15 protein-coding genes are annotated in these 15,641 nt (G+C 66.7%); 8 read left to right on the top strand and 7 right to left on the bottom strand.

Annotated features, from left to right (window positions below; genetic code table 11):
- Positions 1–10: 10 nt before the first annotated feature.
- Together FHW58_RS04675 and FHW58_RS04670 are read left to right on the top strand one after the other, a co-directional pair.
- The gene (locus FHW58_RS04675) at positions 11–2,230 is read left to right on the top strand and encodes a tetratricopeptide repeat protein (protein ID WP_179671879.1); all 2,220 of its coding nucleotides are present in this window, start codon (positions 11–13) and stop codon (positions 2,228–2,230) included.
- Positions 2,231–2,262: 32 nt separating this feature from the next.
- The gene (locus FHW58_RS04670; protein ID WP_179671878.1) at positions 2,263–3,054 is read left to right on the top strand and encodes a class I SAM-dependent methyltransferase; all 792 of its coding nucleotides are present in this window, start codon (positions 2,263–2,265) and stop codon (positions 3,052–3,054) included.
- Here FHW58_RS04670 and FHW58_RS04665 read toward each other — a convergent pair.
- Genes FHW58_RS04665 through FHW58_RS04635 form a run of 7 tightly spaced genes read right to left on the bottom strand, consistent with a single transcriptional unit; the run spans position 3,051 to position 9,405 of the window.
- Positions 3,051–5,138 carry a flagellar biosynthesis protein FlhA gene (locus FHW58_RS04665; protein ID WP_179671877.1) on the bottom strand — a complete coding sequence of 696 codons (2,088 nt, stop codon included), beginning with the start codon at positions 5,136–5,138 and terminating at the stop codon, positions 3,051–3,053. The two genes, FHW58_RS04670 and FHW58_RS04665, sit on opposite strands and share 4 nt — an antisense overlap.
- Positions 5,139–5,140: 2 nt before the next feature.
- The gene (locus tag FHW58_RS04660; protein WP_179671876.1) at positions 5,141–6,271 is read right to left on the bottom strand and encodes a flagellar biosynthesis protein FlhB; all 1,131 of its coding nucleotides are present in this window, start codon (positions 6,269–6,271) and stop codon (positions 5,141–5,143) included.
- On the bottom strand, positions 6,264–7,058 hold the full coding sequence (locus tag FHW58_RS04655; RefSeq protein WP_179671875.1) for a flagellar biosynthetic protein FliR: 795 nt from the start codon (positions 7,056–7,058) through the stop codon (positions 6,264–6,266). Before FHW58_RS04655 ends, FHW58_RS04660 begins: the two co-directional genes overlap by 8 nt.
- A gap of 9 nt (positions 7,059–7,067) precedes the next feature.
- Positions 7,068–7,340 (bottom strand): flagellar biosynthesis protein FliQ, encoded by a 273-nt coding sequence (fliQ, locus tag FHW58_RS04650; protein WP_110849563.1) that lies wholly within the window; start codon positions 7,338–7,340, stop codon positions 7,068–7,070.
- 18 nt (positions 7,341–7,358) lie between these two features.
- Entirely contained in the window at positions 7,359–8,132 is a 774-nt protein-coding gene (gene fliP, locus FHW58_RS04645; protein WP_179671874.1) for a flagellar type III secretion system pore protein FliP, read from the bottom strand.
- Complete coding sequence (locus tag FHW58_RS04640) at positions 8,129–8,500, bottom strand: FliM/FliN family flagellar motor switch protein (protein WP_179671873.1); 372 nt, start codon at positions 8,498–8,500, stop codon at positions 8,129–8,131. The genes fliP and FHW58_RS04640 overlap by 4 nt, the downstream gene beginning before the upstream one ends.
- Before the next feature lie 2 nt (positions 8,501–8,502).
- Positions 8,503–9,405 carry a FliM/FliN family flagellar motor switch protein gene (locus FHW58_RS04635; RefSeq protein ID WP_179671872.1) on the bottom strand — a complete coding sequence of 301 codons (903 nt, stop codon included), beginning with the start codon at positions 9,403–9,405 and terminating at the stop codon, positions 8,503–8,505.
- 595 nt (positions 9,406–10,000) lie between these two features.
- Here FHW58_RS04635 and FHW58_RS04630 point away from each other — a divergent pair.
- Genes FHW58_RS04630 through FHW58_RS04605 form a run of 6 tightly spaced genes read left to right on the top strand, consistent with a single transcriptional unit; the run spans position 10,001 to position 15,623 of the window.
- On the top strand, positions 10,001–10,348 hold the full coding sequence (locus tag FHW58_RS04630) for a flagellar hook-basal body complex protein FliE (RefSeq protein ID WP_179671871.1): 348 nt from the start codon (positions 10,001–10,003) through the stop codon (positions 10,346–10,348).
- A gap of 21 nt (positions 10,349–10,369) precedes the next feature.
- Positions 10,370–12,148, top strand: coding sequence for a flagellar basal-body MS-ring/collar protein FliF (gene fliF / locus FHW58_RS04625; RefSeq protein ID WP_179671870.1), 1,779 nt, complete (start codon positions 10,370–10,372; stop codon positions 12,146–12,148).
- Positions 12,132–13,172 (top strand): flagellar motor switch protein FliG, encoded by a 1,041-nt coding sequence (locus FHW58_RS04620; RefSeq protein ID WP_179671869.1) that lies wholly within the window; start codon positions 12,132–12,134, stop codon positions 13,170–13,172. Before fliF ends, FHW58_RS04620 begins: the two co-directional genes overlap by 17 nt.
- Positions 13,169–13,885 carry a flagellar assembly protein FliH gene (fliH, locus tag FHW58_RS04615; RefSeq protein ID WP_179671868.1) on the top strand — a complete coding sequence of 239 codons (717 nt, stop codon included), beginning with the start codon at positions 13,169–13,171 and terminating at the stop codon, positions 13,883–13,885. Before FHW58_RS04620 ends, fliH begins: the two co-directional genes overlap by 4 nt.
- Positions 13,882–15,195, top strand: coding sequence for a flagellar protein export ATPase FliI (gene fliI / locus FHW58_RS04610; RefSeq protein ID WP_179671867.1), 1,314 nt, complete (start codon positions 13,882–13,884; stop codon positions 15,193–15,195). The genes fliH and fliI overlap by 4 nt, the downstream gene beginning before the upstream one ends.
- On the top strand, positions 15,192–15,623 hold the full coding sequence (locus FHW58_RS04605; RefSeq protein WP_179671866.1) for a flagellar export protein FliJ: 432 nt from the start codon (positions 15,192–15,194) through the stop codon (positions 15,621–15,623). The genes fliI and FHW58_RS04605 overlap by 4 nt, the downstream gene beginning before the upstream one ends.
- Positions 15,624–15,641: the final 18 nt, after the last annotated feature.

The following is a 15,641-nucleotide window of genomic DNA, read 5'->3' as shown; positions in this document are numbered from 1 at the left end:
TTATCTCTCTATGGCAAACACACCCGACGTTGAGCAGTTGTTCCAGCAAGCGATCCAGTACCATGGCGACGGCCAGCTGCCGCAGGCCTTGCAGGCCTACGAGCAGGTGCTGCGGCTGGAACCCCGGCATTTCGACGCGCTGCACCACACCGGCATCGCCGCCTTCCAGAGCGGCAATTTCGACGCCGCCGCCAGCTTCATCCGCTCGGCGCTGCAGGTCGACCCCGACCACGCCGGCGCCCACAGCAACCTCGGCAACGCGCTGCGCGAACTGCAATACATGGACGAGGCGTTGCAGCACTACGAGCGCGCGCTGGCGCTGGCCGGTGACGACGCCAACACCCTGTTCAACCGCGCCGTCACGCTGCAATCGCTGATGCGCGGCGACGAGGCGCTGGACGCCTACGAGCAGGTGCTGGCGCTGGAACCGAACGACGACCAGGCCTGGGCCAACCGCGCGCTGCTGTTGTGGCAGGCGCGCCAGTACGACCTGGCGCTGGTCAACGCCGAGCAGGCGCTGGCGCTCAACCCGCACCATCCCGAGGCGCACGCGGTGCGCGCCCACATCCTGCGCGACACCGGCCATGCCGACAGCGCCGAGGACAGTTATCGCCAGGCGCTGGCGCTGGCGCCCGACTACGCCGACGCCCACTACAACCTGGGCCGCCTGCTGCTGGCGCAAGGCCGCGCCGAGGAAGCGTTGCCGGCGCAGGAGGCGGCGCTGGCGCTGCAACCGGAGCTGGTGCTGGCGCAGCGCCAGCGCGCGCTGGCGCTGCGCGCGCTGGGCCGCGCCGACGAGGCCGAGCGCGCCGAAGCCGACGCCCAGGCCGCGCAGGCGCGCCTGATCGCCGCCTATCGCCAGCGCGCCGGCCAGCTGGGCCAGGCCACCCAGCACCAGTCGGCCGCCGCGCTGTACGCGGCAGCGCTGGAGCTGGACAGCGACAACGCCGAACTGCGCCAGCTGCACGCGGCCGCGCTCGACAACAGCAAGCTGCACGGTGCCATGCTGGACAGCCTGCGCCACGCGCTGGCGCTGAAGATGGAGCGCGTGGCGCGCCACGCGCCGGCCGAGCTGATCGCCGACACCGACCAGCAGAAAGACTTCGAAAAAGCCCGCGTGGCGCTGGAAAAGCTGATCAAGATGGCGCCGGCCAACCCGCTGGCCTACATCAACCTGGGTAGCATCCTGAACAAGCTTGGCTTCAACGACCAGGCGCTGGCCAGCTACGAACGGGCGCTGGCGCTGCAGCCCGACCTGCCGCTGGCGCACTGGAACCGCTCGCTGCTGCTGCTGGCGCGCGGCGATTACGAGCGCGGCTGGCAAGGCTACGAATACCGCTGGGTGGCCAAGGACCTGGCGCTGTCGCGCCACAAGCGCCACTTCCTCAAGCCGCAATGGAGCGGCCGCGAATCGCTCAAGGGCAAGACCATCCTGCTGCACGCCGAGCAGGGCTTCGGCGACGCCATCCAGTTCTGCCGCTTCGCCCAGCAGGTGCGGGCGCGCGGCGCGCGCGTGGTGCTGGAAGTGTGGCCGCCGCTGATCCCGCTGATGCGCACGCTGGAATGGGTCGACGAGCTGGTGGCCACCGGCAGCCCGCGGCCAGCGTTCGACTACCACATCCCGCTGCTGAGCCTGCCACTGGCGCTCAACATCCGGGTCGATACCATCCCGTCCGCGCCGTTCTACCTGCGCAGCGACCCGGCCAAGCGCGAACAATGGCAGGGTGAACTGGGCCCGACGGACAAGCTGCGCGTCGGCGTGGTGTGGAGCGGCAGCGCTTCCCACGGCAACGACCACAACCGCACGCTGCCGCTGTCGGTGCTGGCGCCGCTGTTTGGCGAGGACTGCGAATTCATCTGCCTGCAAAAGGAAATCCGCGCCGCCGACCAGCCGCTGCTGGACACGCTGCCGATGCGCCAGGTCAGCCATCTGCTGCACGACTTCGGCGACACCGCCGCGCTGTGCGACCTGATGGACGTGGTGCTCACGGTGGACACCAGCGTGGCCCACCTGGCCGGCGCGCTCGGCAAGCCGTTCTGGGTCATGCTGCCGACGCCGTTCGAGTGGCGCTGGCTGGAGCGCGGCAGCACCAGCCCGTGGTATCCGAGCGCCCGGCTGTTCCGCCAGCAGCGCATCGGCGACTGGCAGCCGGTGGTGGACGAGGTGATCGCCGCGCTGCGCGAACTGCCGCCGCCGGCCATGCCGACCCTGCTGCAGATGCACACCTGATCCCAACCGCAACCTGAACCATCCACGTGACCATGTCCAACCACCCCATCAGCGCCCCGGCGGCGCTGGCGGCCGTGCCCTGCCCGGTCTGCGCAACCCAGACCGTGCCGCACGACGTCGTCGATTTCAACAAGAACTGCGAAGAGATGCACCAGCGCTTCCTGCCGCTGGCCGGCTGGCCGATCTACTACCACCGCTGCCCCGAGTGCGGCTTCGTGCTGGCGCCGGAGTTCCAGCGCTGGTCGGAGCAGGACTTCCTGCACCACATCTATAACGAGGAGTATGCTGCGGTCGATCCGGACGGCGCCGCCAGGCGGCCGGCCAAGGACGCCGCCTTTTTGCAGCAGGTGTTCGGCAGCGCCCGCAAGCAGATCCGCCACCTCGATTACGGCGGCGGCGCCGGCGCGCTGTCGGCGGCGCTGGTCAAGCACGGCTGGGACTCGGCCAGTCACGAGCCGTTCCCGCGCGCCGGCCAGCAGCCCGCCGCGCCGGGCAAATACAATCTGATCACCGCGCTCAAGGTGTTCGAGCACGTGCCGGACGTGCAGGCGTTGCTGCGTGCGCTGACCGCGCTGATGGAGGATGAGGCGCTGCTGGTGTTCTCGGCCCTGCTCACCGACGGCAACATCAAGCCCAACACCCGCCTGACCTGGTGGCACGCGGCGCCGCGTAACGGCCATATCAGCCTGTACTCGCGCCATAGCCTGATGCGCCTGGCCGACCAGTACGGCCTGCAGTTCGGCAGCTTCAACAACGGCCTGCACTGCCTGTTCAACCAGCTGCCGGCCTGGGCCGGCCCGCTGCTCAATCCGAAAGCCGACTAGCCGACCGTGCCGATGATGCTGACCTCGCGGTTCTCCGGAATCTCGTTATAGGACAGCACGTGCAGGCCGGGCGCGAACAGGCGCGCGTAGCGCGCCAGCAGCGGCCGGATCTGCGGCAGCACCAGCAGCAGCGGCGGCGTCGCCTGCTGCTTCATCTGCTCGCGCGCCACCGGCATGTTGACCTGCAGCTGGGCCAGCAGGTGCGGGTCGATCGGGTAGTTGTCCAGCACCACCTTGCCGCTCTGGCGCGCCTGGTTCAGCGAGCCGAGCAGCATGTTCTCCAGGTCGCCACCGAGGTTGAACGCCTGCATCTCGGTCTTCTGGCCGAACAGCGCGGTGACGATCTGGCGCCGCAGCGCGCAGCGCACCTCGGCCGCCAGCAGGATCGGATCCTTGGTGGTTTCCGAGCTGTCCACCAGCGTGGTGGCGATCGGCACGATATCCTTCAGCGACACGTTTTCCGCCAGCAGCACGCGGAACACGCGCAGCATCTGCGTGTGGGTCAGCGCCTTGTCCAGCGCCGCCGCCAGCTTGGGCGACACCGCCGCCAGCCGCTCCATCATGGCCGGCACGTCCTCGTGGCGGAACAGCTCCGGCAGGAATTCGCGGATCAGCTTGGACAGGTGGGTGGCGATCGCGCTTGGCGCCTCCACCACCTGGTAGCCCAGCCCCAGCGCGTTGGCCTTCTCCGACGTCTCGATCCACGTCACCGGCATGCCGTAGGCCGGCTCGATGCCGGGGATGCCGTCGATCTGGCCGTACACGTTGGGCGACGGAATCGCCATCAGCCGGTCGGCGAACACCTCGGCCTGGGCCACCACGCTGCCCGACAGGATCACCGAATACTGGGTCGGCTTCAGGCCCAGGTCGTCGCGCACCGAGATCGGCGGCAGCAGCAGGCCCATGGCCTCGGAAATATTCTGCCGCACGCCCTTGATGCGCTTGGTCAGCACCTCGCCGTGGGCCTTGTCGATCAGGCCCACCAGCTTGTAGCCGACCGCCAGCTGCAGCGGCTGCACGGCCGGCAGCGTGCTCCAGTCCAGCTCGGGCGCGCGGTCCTCGCGCAGCGCCGCCTCAATGGCGTCGAGGTTGTTGGTCTCGGGCGGCTTGACCCGGTTCAGCAGCTTCCAGCCGACATAGCCAAGCACCAGCGCGAACAGGCCGAACATCTGCCACGGCATGCCCGGCACCAGCGCCAGCACCAGCATCATCGCGGCCGCGCTGAACATCACCTGCGGCGAGGTCAGCACCTGGCTGCCGACCTGCTGCTCGAAGTCGCCCGAGTCCGAAATGCGGGTCACCAGGATGGCGGCGGCGGCCGACAGCAGCAGCGCCGGGATCTGCGCCACCAGGCCGTCACCGATGGTCAGCAGCGCGTACTGACGGAAGGCGTCGCCGAACGACATGTCCTGCATCAGCGCGCCGATCGCCACGCCGCCGACCATGTTGATGATCAGGATCAGGATCGAGGCCACGGCGTCGCCGCGCACGAACTTGGAGGCGCCGTCCATGGCGCCGTAGAAGTCGGCCTCGGCCGCCACTTCGAGGCGCCGTTGCTGGGCTTTTTCCTGGTTGATCAGGCCGGCGTTGAGGTCGGCGTCGATGGCCATCTGCTTGCCCGGCAGCGCGTCCAGCGTGAAGCGCGCCGACACCTCGGAGATGCGTTCCGCGCCCTTGGTCACCACCATGAAGTTGATGATCATCAGGATCACGAACACCACCATGCCGACCACGTAGTTGCCGCCAACGACGACGTTGCCGAAAGCCTCGATCACGTGACCGGCGGCGGCCGTGCCCTCATGGCCGTGCAGCAGCACCACCCGGGTCGACGCCACGTTCAACGTCAGGCGCAGCATGGTGGTGGCCAGCAGCACCGTCGGGAACACCGAGAAGTCCAGCGGCCGGCGCACCGACACCGAGCCCAGGATGACGATCAGCGCCAGCACGATATTGAAGGTGAACATCACGTCCAGCAACACCGGCGGCAGCGGCAGCATGATCATCGCCAGGATGACCAGCAGGAAGACCGGGGTGGCAAACTTGTGGCGACGGATCTCCGCAATCAGCGTCTTGAAAAAATTCACTGCTAAACCTCGCTCATGGATGGGGGCACGACTACTTCTTCGGGTCGCACCGGCGCGGCGTTACGCCGGCCGGCACGGAATGCTTGCAACTGCAGCACATAGTTCAGCACCTGCGACACCGCCTGGTACAGCTGCACCGGGATCTGCTGGTTGACCTGGCTGGTGTTGTAGATGGCGCGCGCCAGCGGCGGCAGCGCCATCACTTCGATCTGGAATTCGGCGGCCAGCTGCTTGATGTACAGCGCCATCTCGTCGACGCCCTTGGCCACCACGTACGGCGCCTCGGCCTTGTTGCTGTCGTACTTGAGCGCCACCGCGTAGTGCTCCGGGTTGACGATCACCACGTCGGCGGTCGGCACCGTCTTGCGGGCGCTGCGCCGCGCCATGGCGCGCTGCAGCTGGCGGATCCGGCCCTTGACCTCGGGCCGGCCCTCGGTCGACTTGTGCTCCTCCTTCAGGTCCTGCTTGGACATGCGCTGGTTGCGGGCGAAGAACCAGGCCTGGGCCGGCACGTCGATCAGCGCGAAGATGACGAACACCGCCACCAGCGACATCAGACCGTCCAGCATCAGGTTCGAGCCCTTCAGCATCGCCTGCCCCATCGGCATCATCTGCAGGTGGGTGTAGTCGGGCACGGTCGAGCGGGCCACGTGGATCAGCACCGCGATCAGCACGCCGGCCTTGCCGACCGAGATCAGCAGTTCAAACGCGTGCTTGCCGCTGAACAGGCGGCCGATGTTGGCGATCGGGCTCATGCGCGACAGCTTGGGCTCCAGGTGCTTGCCCGACACCACCCAGCCGCCCGGCACCATGGCCCCCAGCACGATGAACAGCGGCACCACGAACAGCGGCAACAGCATCTTGATCAGCAACAGCATCGCGCTGCTGAACACGCTCGACATGGCGTTGTCGATCGCGCCCTCGCTGTCCAGCGGCGCAAAGCTCTGGTGGAAGATCTCGTTGAACTCGGCCATGTAGCCGGGCAGCAGGTAGACGAACAGCTTCAGGCTGACCAGGATGCCGATCGCGGTCGACAGGTCGCGCGAGCGCACCACCTGGCCTTCCTGGCGCGACTTCTTCAGCTTCTGCTGTGACGCCTTCTCGGTCTTATCGCCGGTGCTCTCGTCAGCCATGGCCGGCCACCCGCATCTGCTGGCGTATCATCTCCAGCACCAGATTGGTCATGCGCACATAGTGCTCGGGAATGAAGCGCACCACCTGGGCCAGCATCAGCAGGCCGAAGATGGTGATCACCGAAAAGCCCAGCGCGAACAGGTTGAGCGCCGGCGCCACGCGGTTGAGGAAACCGAAGCCGATCTGCACCACCATGGTGGCGAACACCACCGGCAGCGCCAGCAGCATGGCGGCCGAGAAGATCCAGGCCACGTTGTAGGCCACGGTCTGCATCATCAGCGGGCCGAAGCCGTGGCCCAGCGGCCAGGCGCGGAAGCTCTGGCCGATGACGTTGGCGATCACCAGGTGGCCGTCGATGGCGAAGAAGATCAGGATGGCCAGCGTCGACAGCAGCCCCGAGGTGACGTCCGACGACTGGCCGTTGAGCGGGTCGTTCATCACCGCCATCGACATGCCCATCTGCGACGAGACGATAAAGCCGAGCACGCCGATGACCGACATGGCGAAATGGAAGGCCAGCCCCAGCACGAAGCCGATCAGGCCCTGCTCCAGCGTGGCCACCACGCCGGCCAGCGAAAACGGGTTGATTGCCGCCGGGCCCCAGTCGACGCCCGCGGTCAGCGGCAGCATGATGACTGCCAGCACCAGCGCGATCAGGATGCGCACCGTGGTCGGCGTCACCGCCTCGCCCAGCACCGGGGCGCCGAGGAACATCGCCAGGATGCGGCAGAACGGCCACCACAGGGCGGTCAGCGTCGGCAGCAGCTGGGCGAACAGGGCTTCCATGGCGGGGCGTCAGCCGACCAGCGTGGCGGCGCGGGTGAAGATGGACACGCAGAAGTCCATCAGCAGGGTCGACATCCAGCGCCCGGCCAGGATCACCGCCAGCAGCGTGATCAATAGCCTGGGCAGGAAGCTCAGCGTCTGCTCGTTGATCTGGGTGGCGGCCTGGAACAGCGCCACCAGCAGGCCGGTGATCAGGCCCGGCACCACCAGCACCACCACCAGCAGCATGACGATGTGCAGCGACTCGACCACCAGGTCGACGGCAATTTCGGGTGTCAGCATCGGTCCGCCCTCTTCCTGTCAGTAAGCCTGGATGCTCGTCACGAGCGTGTTCACGGTCAGCGTCCAGCCGTCCACCAGCACGAACAGCAGCAGCTTGAACGGCAGCGAGATGACCAGCGGCGACAGCATCATCATGCCCATCGCCATCAGCACCGACGACACCACCAGGTCGATCACCAGGAACGGGATGAACAGCATGCAGCCGATCTGGAACGCGGTCTTCAGCTCGGACAGCACGAACGCCGCCAGCTTGACGGTGAAGGCGTGCTGCTCCGGCACGGTGATGGCGTCCTCGCCGGCCAGGTGGGCGATCTGCTGCAGCGCCGCCTTGCTGGTCTGCGCCAGCATGAAGCGCGACACCGGCTTCTCGGCGATCTGCAGCGCGGTTTCCAGGCCGATCTTGTCCTGGTCGTAGGGCACGAAGGCCTCGGTCCAGATCTGGTTGCCGATCGGCCGCATCACCAGCAGCGTCAGGATCAGCGCCACGCCGGTGATGACCCGGTTGGGCAGGCCCTGCTGCAGGCCCAGCGCCTGGCGCAGCAGCGACAGCACGATGACGAAGCGGGTAAAGCTGGTCATCATCATGACCATCACCGGGAGCAGGCCCAGCAAGGTCAGGATGATCAGGATCTGCATCTTGACCGTCAGCTCGGTCTTGGCCCCCGGCACCACATTGGCCAGCAGGTCGACCGCCTGCGCCGGCGCGGCCGCCACGGCCAGGCCCAGCAGGGCCGCGGCCGGCGCGGCCAGCGCCAGGCGGCGGCGCCACGGCGCGTTCACAGCCCGGGTCATGGGGCCATCATGTCCAGATTCAGGCCGTCGAGGTCGATCACTTTCAAGCCATAGTTTTCGCCCGCCACCACCACCTCGGCGCGGCCGATGGCGGTGCCGTTGACCTTGATGACCAGCGGCTCGCCGGCCAGCACGTCGAGCTCGACCACGCTGTCCGGGCCGATGTTCATCAGCTCCTCCAGCGAGATGCGGGCCGAGCCCACTTCCAGCGTCAGCGTGACCGGAATCTTGCGCATCATCGCCGGCAGATCGCGGCGCGGCGCGGCCGCCGGGAGGTCGGTCAGCTCGTTGCCGGGCTGGTCGATGATCATCTCCTCGGACAGGTCTTCCAGCAGGGCGTCGCTAGGATTGGCTACGTTCATGTTCATCATTATTCGGCGTCTTCAAAAGAGGTTAAACACAGTTTGCCTTTGTGCTCGGTGACGGCGGCCGTGAACAGGCGCGAGTCTTCAAGCAGCACGTCGGCCCTGGACAGGCTGATCGGGATGACGTCGCCGACCTGCAGGTCGTACAGGCTGCCCAGCGTGACTTCCTTGCTGGCCAGCCGGCCGACCAGGCCGACCTGCAGCCGCTGCGCCAGCGGCGCGGCGCTGCGCGCCTTCTTGCCGTTGTCGCGGTCGCGCAGCAGGCCGCGCAGCACGCAGGCCATCAGCTGCTTGTCGAGCGCGAACCAGAACTGGCCGGTGGCGCCGCTGGCGGCGTCGGCCACGGTGACGGTAATGACCCAGGTACCCTTGGGCGGCGGCGAGCCGGGCATCGGCTTGAATTCGGCGTCGGCCGCCTCGCCCTCCCCTTCGGCCGGGGCCGGCTTATCGCTGGCGGGCAGGTTGAGTTCGATGCGGCCGGCCAGGATGGCGCACAACTGTTGTCCCAGCACCACAGCCAGCCGTTCCTCGGTGGCGGTGACGCGCACCGCGCTCTCGTCCACCGCGGCGGCGTCGGCCTTGGCCTCCGCCTTGGGCTCGGCCTTGGCGGCGCCGCCGTAGCGGTAGTTCAGCACGCTCAGCAGCACCTTGCGTTCCATCGCAAAGGCGATCTGGCCGGCCGGCGCGGCAAAGCTCAGCCAGCGGCTGCGCAGGTCGTTGCCATCCAGGCGGCTGAACGCCACGTCGTCCACCCGGAAGCCGCCCCAGTAGCGGCGGTTCATGTTCAGGCGCATCGATTGCGCCAGATCGTCGCGCAACTGGGCCGCAAAAATATGCAGCAAATGCACCGGACGGCCGAGCAGGCACGGGTCCAGCACTTGATGTTGCGTCTGTTTTGTCGTTGTCATGTATGAGCCATGGCGGTTAATTCTTCCCTACTCTCAATGATCGCACTTCCAGCCAAAAACTGGTTACTTCCGGCGCAATTTTTTCTCAAGTAGGACGATCTCGGTAGCAGCATACCTGAAAATTCACATTATTGCTAATGAACAATATTTGGCCAAATAATTTCCTTGAAGACAAATTCCGCTTTACAAGAATATTGCTAGCCGGTAAGCTTACTTCAGTTTGTCGATGCTTACGCTGCTCTGCAACATACGTGAACAAATGGCGCTTAGTGAATGATTTATAACGAGATTTGCTTCAACATAACTGTTTCGGCCGCCGCCGAATTGTGCCGTAAAGAAATTTCACATTCGGCCGATAACGCCACAACACCGGGGCGGTGCCGGCGGACCACCGCAAGCGGTCCCACCCGTCCGCCGCGTCCGACTTAGTCTGACAGTCCTACACCATCTTTCTGACAACACTGTGACACGCGCAACAGATGTGTCGCACTTTGGTCTAGGTGGCGGGAATATCTCTCACATGGGCTTGCTGCTTGGCGGCAATCTCGCTAAGGTAGTCATCTGGATTTAATGCTGTAAAAACGGGGGTAGCAAGATGAGTAACGGATTCTCCAGCCTGATACAGGCCGACCTGCAGTCGCTGACCAACGCGGCGCACAACCTGGCGAACAGCAGCCCCACCATCGCTGCCGCCAACCACTACGGCGCCCAGGATGGCCAGCCCGCCTCGTTCGCCCAGTCGATGCAGGGCGCCATCGAGCGCGTCAACGCCATGGACGTCGACGCCGGCCAGAAGATGGCCGATGTCGATGCCGGCAAGAGCGACGACCTGGTCGGCGCCATGCTGTCCAGCCAGGACGCCAGCCTGTCGTTCTCCATGCTGATGCAGGTGCGCAACAAGGTGATGGGCGGCCTCGACGAACTGATCAAATTACCGCTGTAAGCCTCCGCGAAAGCCTTCACCGTGATTAACACCTTCAAGTCCGCCTTCGACCGCTGGCGCGCCAACCCGTCGGCGCCGTCGCTGCCGCCCGCCCTGCTGAAAACCCTGTACCCGCTGCTGATCCTGGCCATCGGCCTGACCGCGCTGGTGTTGATGTACATGTGGAGCAACCAGGCCAGCTACAAGCCGGTGTTCGGCGCGCGCGAAAAAGTGTCGGCGCCGGACATGATGACCGTGCTCGACACCGAACACATCCCCTACCGCATCCACCCCGAAAGCGGCCAGGTGCTGGTGCCCGACTCGCTGCTGGGCAAGGTCCGCATGCTGCTGGCCGCCAAGGGCGTGACCGCGCAGCTGCCGGCCGGCCTGGAGCTGATGGACAAGAACGACCCGCTGGGCGTGTCGCAGTTCGTCCAGGACGTGCGCTTCCGCCGCGGCCTGGAGGGCGAGCTGGCGCAGTCGATCATGACGCTGGACGCCATCTCGCACGCGCGCGTGCACCTGTCGATCGCCAAGTCGACCTCGTTCGTATCGGCCGACGGCGACAAGTCGTCGGCCTCGGTGGTGGTCGCGCTCAAACCGGGCGCGACGCTGTCGCCGGAGGCCATCGCCGCCGTGGTCAACATGGTGGCCGGCAGCGTCGCCAGCCTGTCGCCGGCGCGCGTCAGCCTGGTCGACCAGAGCGGCAACCTGCTGTCGGCCCACATCGACCTGGCCGACGGCTTTGACGCCGGCACCAGCGGCAACGACGCCAGCAAGCGCTACCAGGAAGACGTCAAGGCCAACATCAAGGGCCTGCTCGGTCCGGTGATCGGCGACGACAACTACCGCATGTCGGTGGCGGCCGCCGTCGATAACGACCGCGTCGAGGAAACCGTCGAGAAATACGGCGCCGATCCCAAGGTCACCAGCGAGGCCATGCGCGAGGAGCAGGACCGCAACCGCATGGTGATGGGCGTGCCGGGCACGCTGTCGAACCGGCCGCCGCCGGCCGCCGCCAACCCGGCCGCCGCCACCCAGCAGACCGCCGGCGGCGCCGCCGATCCCAACGCCCAGCAGCCGGACGGCAGCGCGCGCAAGAACGCCACCAGCCGCCAGTACGCTTACGACCGCAGCATCACCCAGACCAAGCGCAGCCGCGGCCGCCTGGAAAAACTCAGCGTGGCGGTGGTGCTGGCGCAAGCCGCCGCGCCGACGCCAAAGACCGGCTGGAGCGCCGCCGACATCGCCAACATCGACAAGATCCTGCGCAATGGCCTGGGCATCAACGCCGAGCGCGGCGACCAGCTGGTGGTGTCGGCCATGAACTTCCCGCCCAAGGCCGCGCCAGTGGCGTGGTGGGAGGAGCGCGACAACATCGTCGACATCAGCAAGTACGCGATCTACGCCGTGGCCGCCCTGCTCGGCTACCTGCTGCTGCTGCGCCCGATCATGCGCCTGGTCACGGTGCGCTTCACGCCGGATCCGAAGGAAGCCCAGCGCATCGCCGCCGAGCGCCGCGCCGCCGAGCAGGCCGCCGTGGCCGCCGCCAAGGAAGCCAAGGAAGCGGCCGCCAAGGAACAGGCGGTGCTGGCCGGCACGGCCGCGCCGGGCGGCGCCGGTGGCGCGCCGGCCCTGGGGGGCAGCGCCGCCCAGCCGGGCATGCCGGTGGTGCCGCTGCTGGAAAACTACGATCTGCCGCCGCCAGGATCCGCTGTCGACGTCATGGTCGACCACCTGAAAGTGCTGGCCGCGAAGGAACCGGAACGCGTGGCCGAAGTCGTCAAACAATGGATGCAGAAAAATGGCCGAACTCAATAACATGGATGATGATGGCGGCGAATACGCCATCCCGACCAAGCTGACGCCGGTGGAACAGGCGGCGATCGTGCTGCTCAGCATCGGCGAGGAACCGGCGGCCGCCGTGCTGCGCTGCCTGACGCGCGAGGAATTGCTGGAAGTGACGCAGGTGATGTCGCGCATGAGCGGCATCAAGGTGGAGTCGGTCAAGAACGCGATGCAGAAGTTCTTCGACGACTACCGCGAACAGTCGGGCGTGCATGGCGCCTCGCGCTCCTACCTGAAGCGCTCGCTGGACCTGGCGCTGGGCGGCGACCTCGCCAACACCGTGCTGAACAACATCTACGGCGACGAGCTGCGGCCGAAAATGGCGCGCCTGCAGTGGGCCTCGCCGAAGTGGCTGGCCGAGTACATCTCCAACGAGCACGTGCAGATGCAGGCGGTGTTCCTGGCCTTCCTGCCGGCCGCGCTGGCCGGCCAGATCATCGACGGCCTGCCGCAGGACACGCGCGACCTGGTGCTGCTCAACCTGGCGCGGATGGAAGAAGTCGACGCCGACCTGCTGCAGGAGCTGGACGAGCTGGTGGATCGCTGCCTGAGCTCGTTCGACTCGCAGGGCACCAGCGTCGAGGGCATCCGCCAGACCGCCGAGATCCTCAACCGCCTGCCGAGCAACCGCGCGCAGATGGTCGAGCTGCTGCGCGCGCACGACCCGGAGGTGGTGTCCAAGATCGAGCTGTCGATGTACGACTTCTTCATCCTCGGCAACCAGACCGAGCAGGCCATCACCCGCATCCTGGAAGACGTGCCGCTGGAACAGTGGGCCATCGCCCTCAAGGGCGCCGACATCTCGGTGCGCGACGCCATCCTGAAAACCATGCCGAAACGCCAGGCCCAGGCCTTCGAGGACATGATGCGGCGCGCCGGCCCGGTGCCGATGTCGCGCATCGAGCAGACCCGCCAGGAAATCATGGCCACCGTCAAGGCGCTGGCCGACGCCGGCGAGGTCGAGATCCAGCTGTTCGCCGAACAGGTGGTGGAATGAAGCAGTTCCGTGCCTACCGCTTCCCGCCGCTGGCGCAGTTCACCACCCAGCGCGCGGCGGCCGCTGCCGCGCACGGCCATGGCCACGGCCACGGCGGCGACGGCGGCGCCCAGTGGGCGGCGTCGGTCAGCGAGGGGTTCGAGCAGGGCCAGCGTGACGGTTACGAGATCGGCCTGGCGCGCGGCCAGGAAGACGGCTTCGAGGCCGGCCGCCTGGCCGGCCAGGAACAGGGCCGCGAGGAAGGCCGCCACGAGACGCTGGTGGCCTACGACCAGCTGGCGCGCCCGGTCGACGCCATGCTGAAAAGCCTGAAGAAACTGCGCTCCGACTACCGCGCCGCCCAGCGCAAGGAAGTGGTCGACCTGGTGGCCAAGGTGGCGCGCCAGGTGATCCGCGCCGAGCTGGCGCTGCAGCCGGTGCAGCTGATGGCGCTGGTCGAGGAGACGCTGGCGTCGATGCCGCCGACCCGCGATGAAATCGATGTCTACCTGAACCCGGAAGAGCTCAAGCGCATCGCCGAGCTGGACCCGAAACGCTCCAAACGCTGGAATCTGATCCCCGATGCCCGTCTTGAGGTAGGGGAATGCCGGATCAAGGCCGGCGATAATGAGGTCGATGCCGGCTGCCATCAACGGCTTGCGGCCGTCATGGAACAGGTCGATAATCAACTGCAGATCGCCGACAGCGGCGATGAACCGGAGAGCGACGAGTGATCGCAGATGCCTTACGCAATCTCGAACTGGGTTCGGTACCCATGGCGACCCCGACGGGCCGCCTGGTGGGCGCGTCCGGTTTGTTGCTTGAGGCCGTAGGTTGCCCGCTGCACACCGGCCAGCGTTGCCAGATTGAGACAGTCGGCGGCGACTGGCTGGACGCGCAGGTGGTCGGTTTCCGCGAAAAAGTCTCCTACCTGATGCCGTTCAAGAAGGCGGTCGGCCTGACCACCGGCGCCCGCGTGCTGCCCTCGCCCGACAAGGTCAGCCTGCAGATCGGCTCCGGCTGGCTGGGCCGCATGGTCAACGGCCTGGGCGAGCCGATCGACGGTCTGGGCAAGCTGGGCGGCGATTTCCCGCTCGAGTCGCAACCGCCGCGCGTCCATCCGCTGCGCAAGAAACCGGTCACCGAGCCGCTCGACGTTGGCGTGCGCGCCATCAATGCCATGCTGACCCTGGGCAAGGGCCAGCGCGTCGGCCTGATGGCCGGCTCCGGCGTCGGCAAGTCCGTGCTGCTGGGCCTGATGACGCGGCAGACCGTGGCCGACGTGGTGGTGGTCGGCCTGATCGGCGAGCGTTCGCGCGAGGTGCGCGAGTTTGTCGACATGTCGCTGGGCAAGGAAGGCTTGCAGAAAGCCGTGCTGGTGATCGCGCCGGCCGACGAAAGCCCGCTGATGCGCGTCATGGCCACCGAGCTGTGCCACTCGATCGCGGCCCATTACCGCGACCAGGGCAAGAACGTGCTGCTGCTGGTCGACTCGCTGACCCGCTACGCCATGGCGCTGCGCGAGGTGGCGCTGGCGCTGGGCGAGCCGCCAGCCACCAAGGGCTATCCGCCGTCGGTGTTCTCCAACCTGCCGCAGCTGGTGGAATCGGCCGGCAACGGCGAAAACCCGGCCGGCAGCATGAGCGCCATCTACACCGTGCTGGCCGAGGGCGACGACCAGCAGGATCCGGTGGTTGACACCGCCCGCGCGATTCTCGACGGCCACATCGTGCTGACCCGCGAACTGGCCGAGCGCGGCCACTACCCGGCGATCGACATTGCCGCCTCGATTAGCCGTTGCATGATGCAAGTGATCGACCACAAACACCAGATGGCGGCGCGCGCGCTGAAGGCCAGCATGGCGCGCCACGACCGGGTGCGCGACCTGATCCCGCTGGGCGCCTACGTGCCCGGCGCCGATCCGGTCACCGACAAGGCGGTGCAACTGCATCCCAAGGTCGAGGATTTTCTGTGCCAGGGCACCAAGGAAGCGGCGCCGATCGCCGACTGTATCGCGCAACTTGAAAAGCTGATGACACCATGAGCCAACAAAAAATCCGTAACCTGACCACGCTGGTGGCGCTGCGCAACACCGAAGTGGAGCGCCTGCAGACCGAGATGGCGGAAAAAGCCAGCGTGCGCGAGCGCTACCAGAAAAACCTGGAGCGCCTGACCAGCCTGTACACCAACAGCGGCGCCAGCGGCAATCTGCACCCTGCCCTGGCCGGCAACTGCGGCGACTACAAGCAGGCGGTGATGGCCATGGCCGACAGCCACCGGCTCGACCTCCACATGCACGAGGCCGACATGGCGGTGTCGCAGCAGGCGCTCAACGCCGCCTGGGCGCGGCGCGAGGTGATGGGCAAGGTGTTGAGCAAGGAACAAAAGATCATGTCCCAGCAGCAAAATGCCAAGGAACGCAAGCAACATGATGATTTGGCAACGCAATTGTGGCTGCGCGGCCAAAAATAAGCGCGGTTACAAAAAAAT

Source organism: Duganella sp. 1224, from assembly GCF_013408245.1.
Taxonomy (GTDB): Bacteria; Pseudomonadota; Gammaproteobacteria; order Burkholderiales; family Burkholderiaceae_D; genus Rugamonas.
Note: the sequence above shows the minus strand (reverse complement) of the source record. Positions and strands in the feature narration are given on the sequence as shown.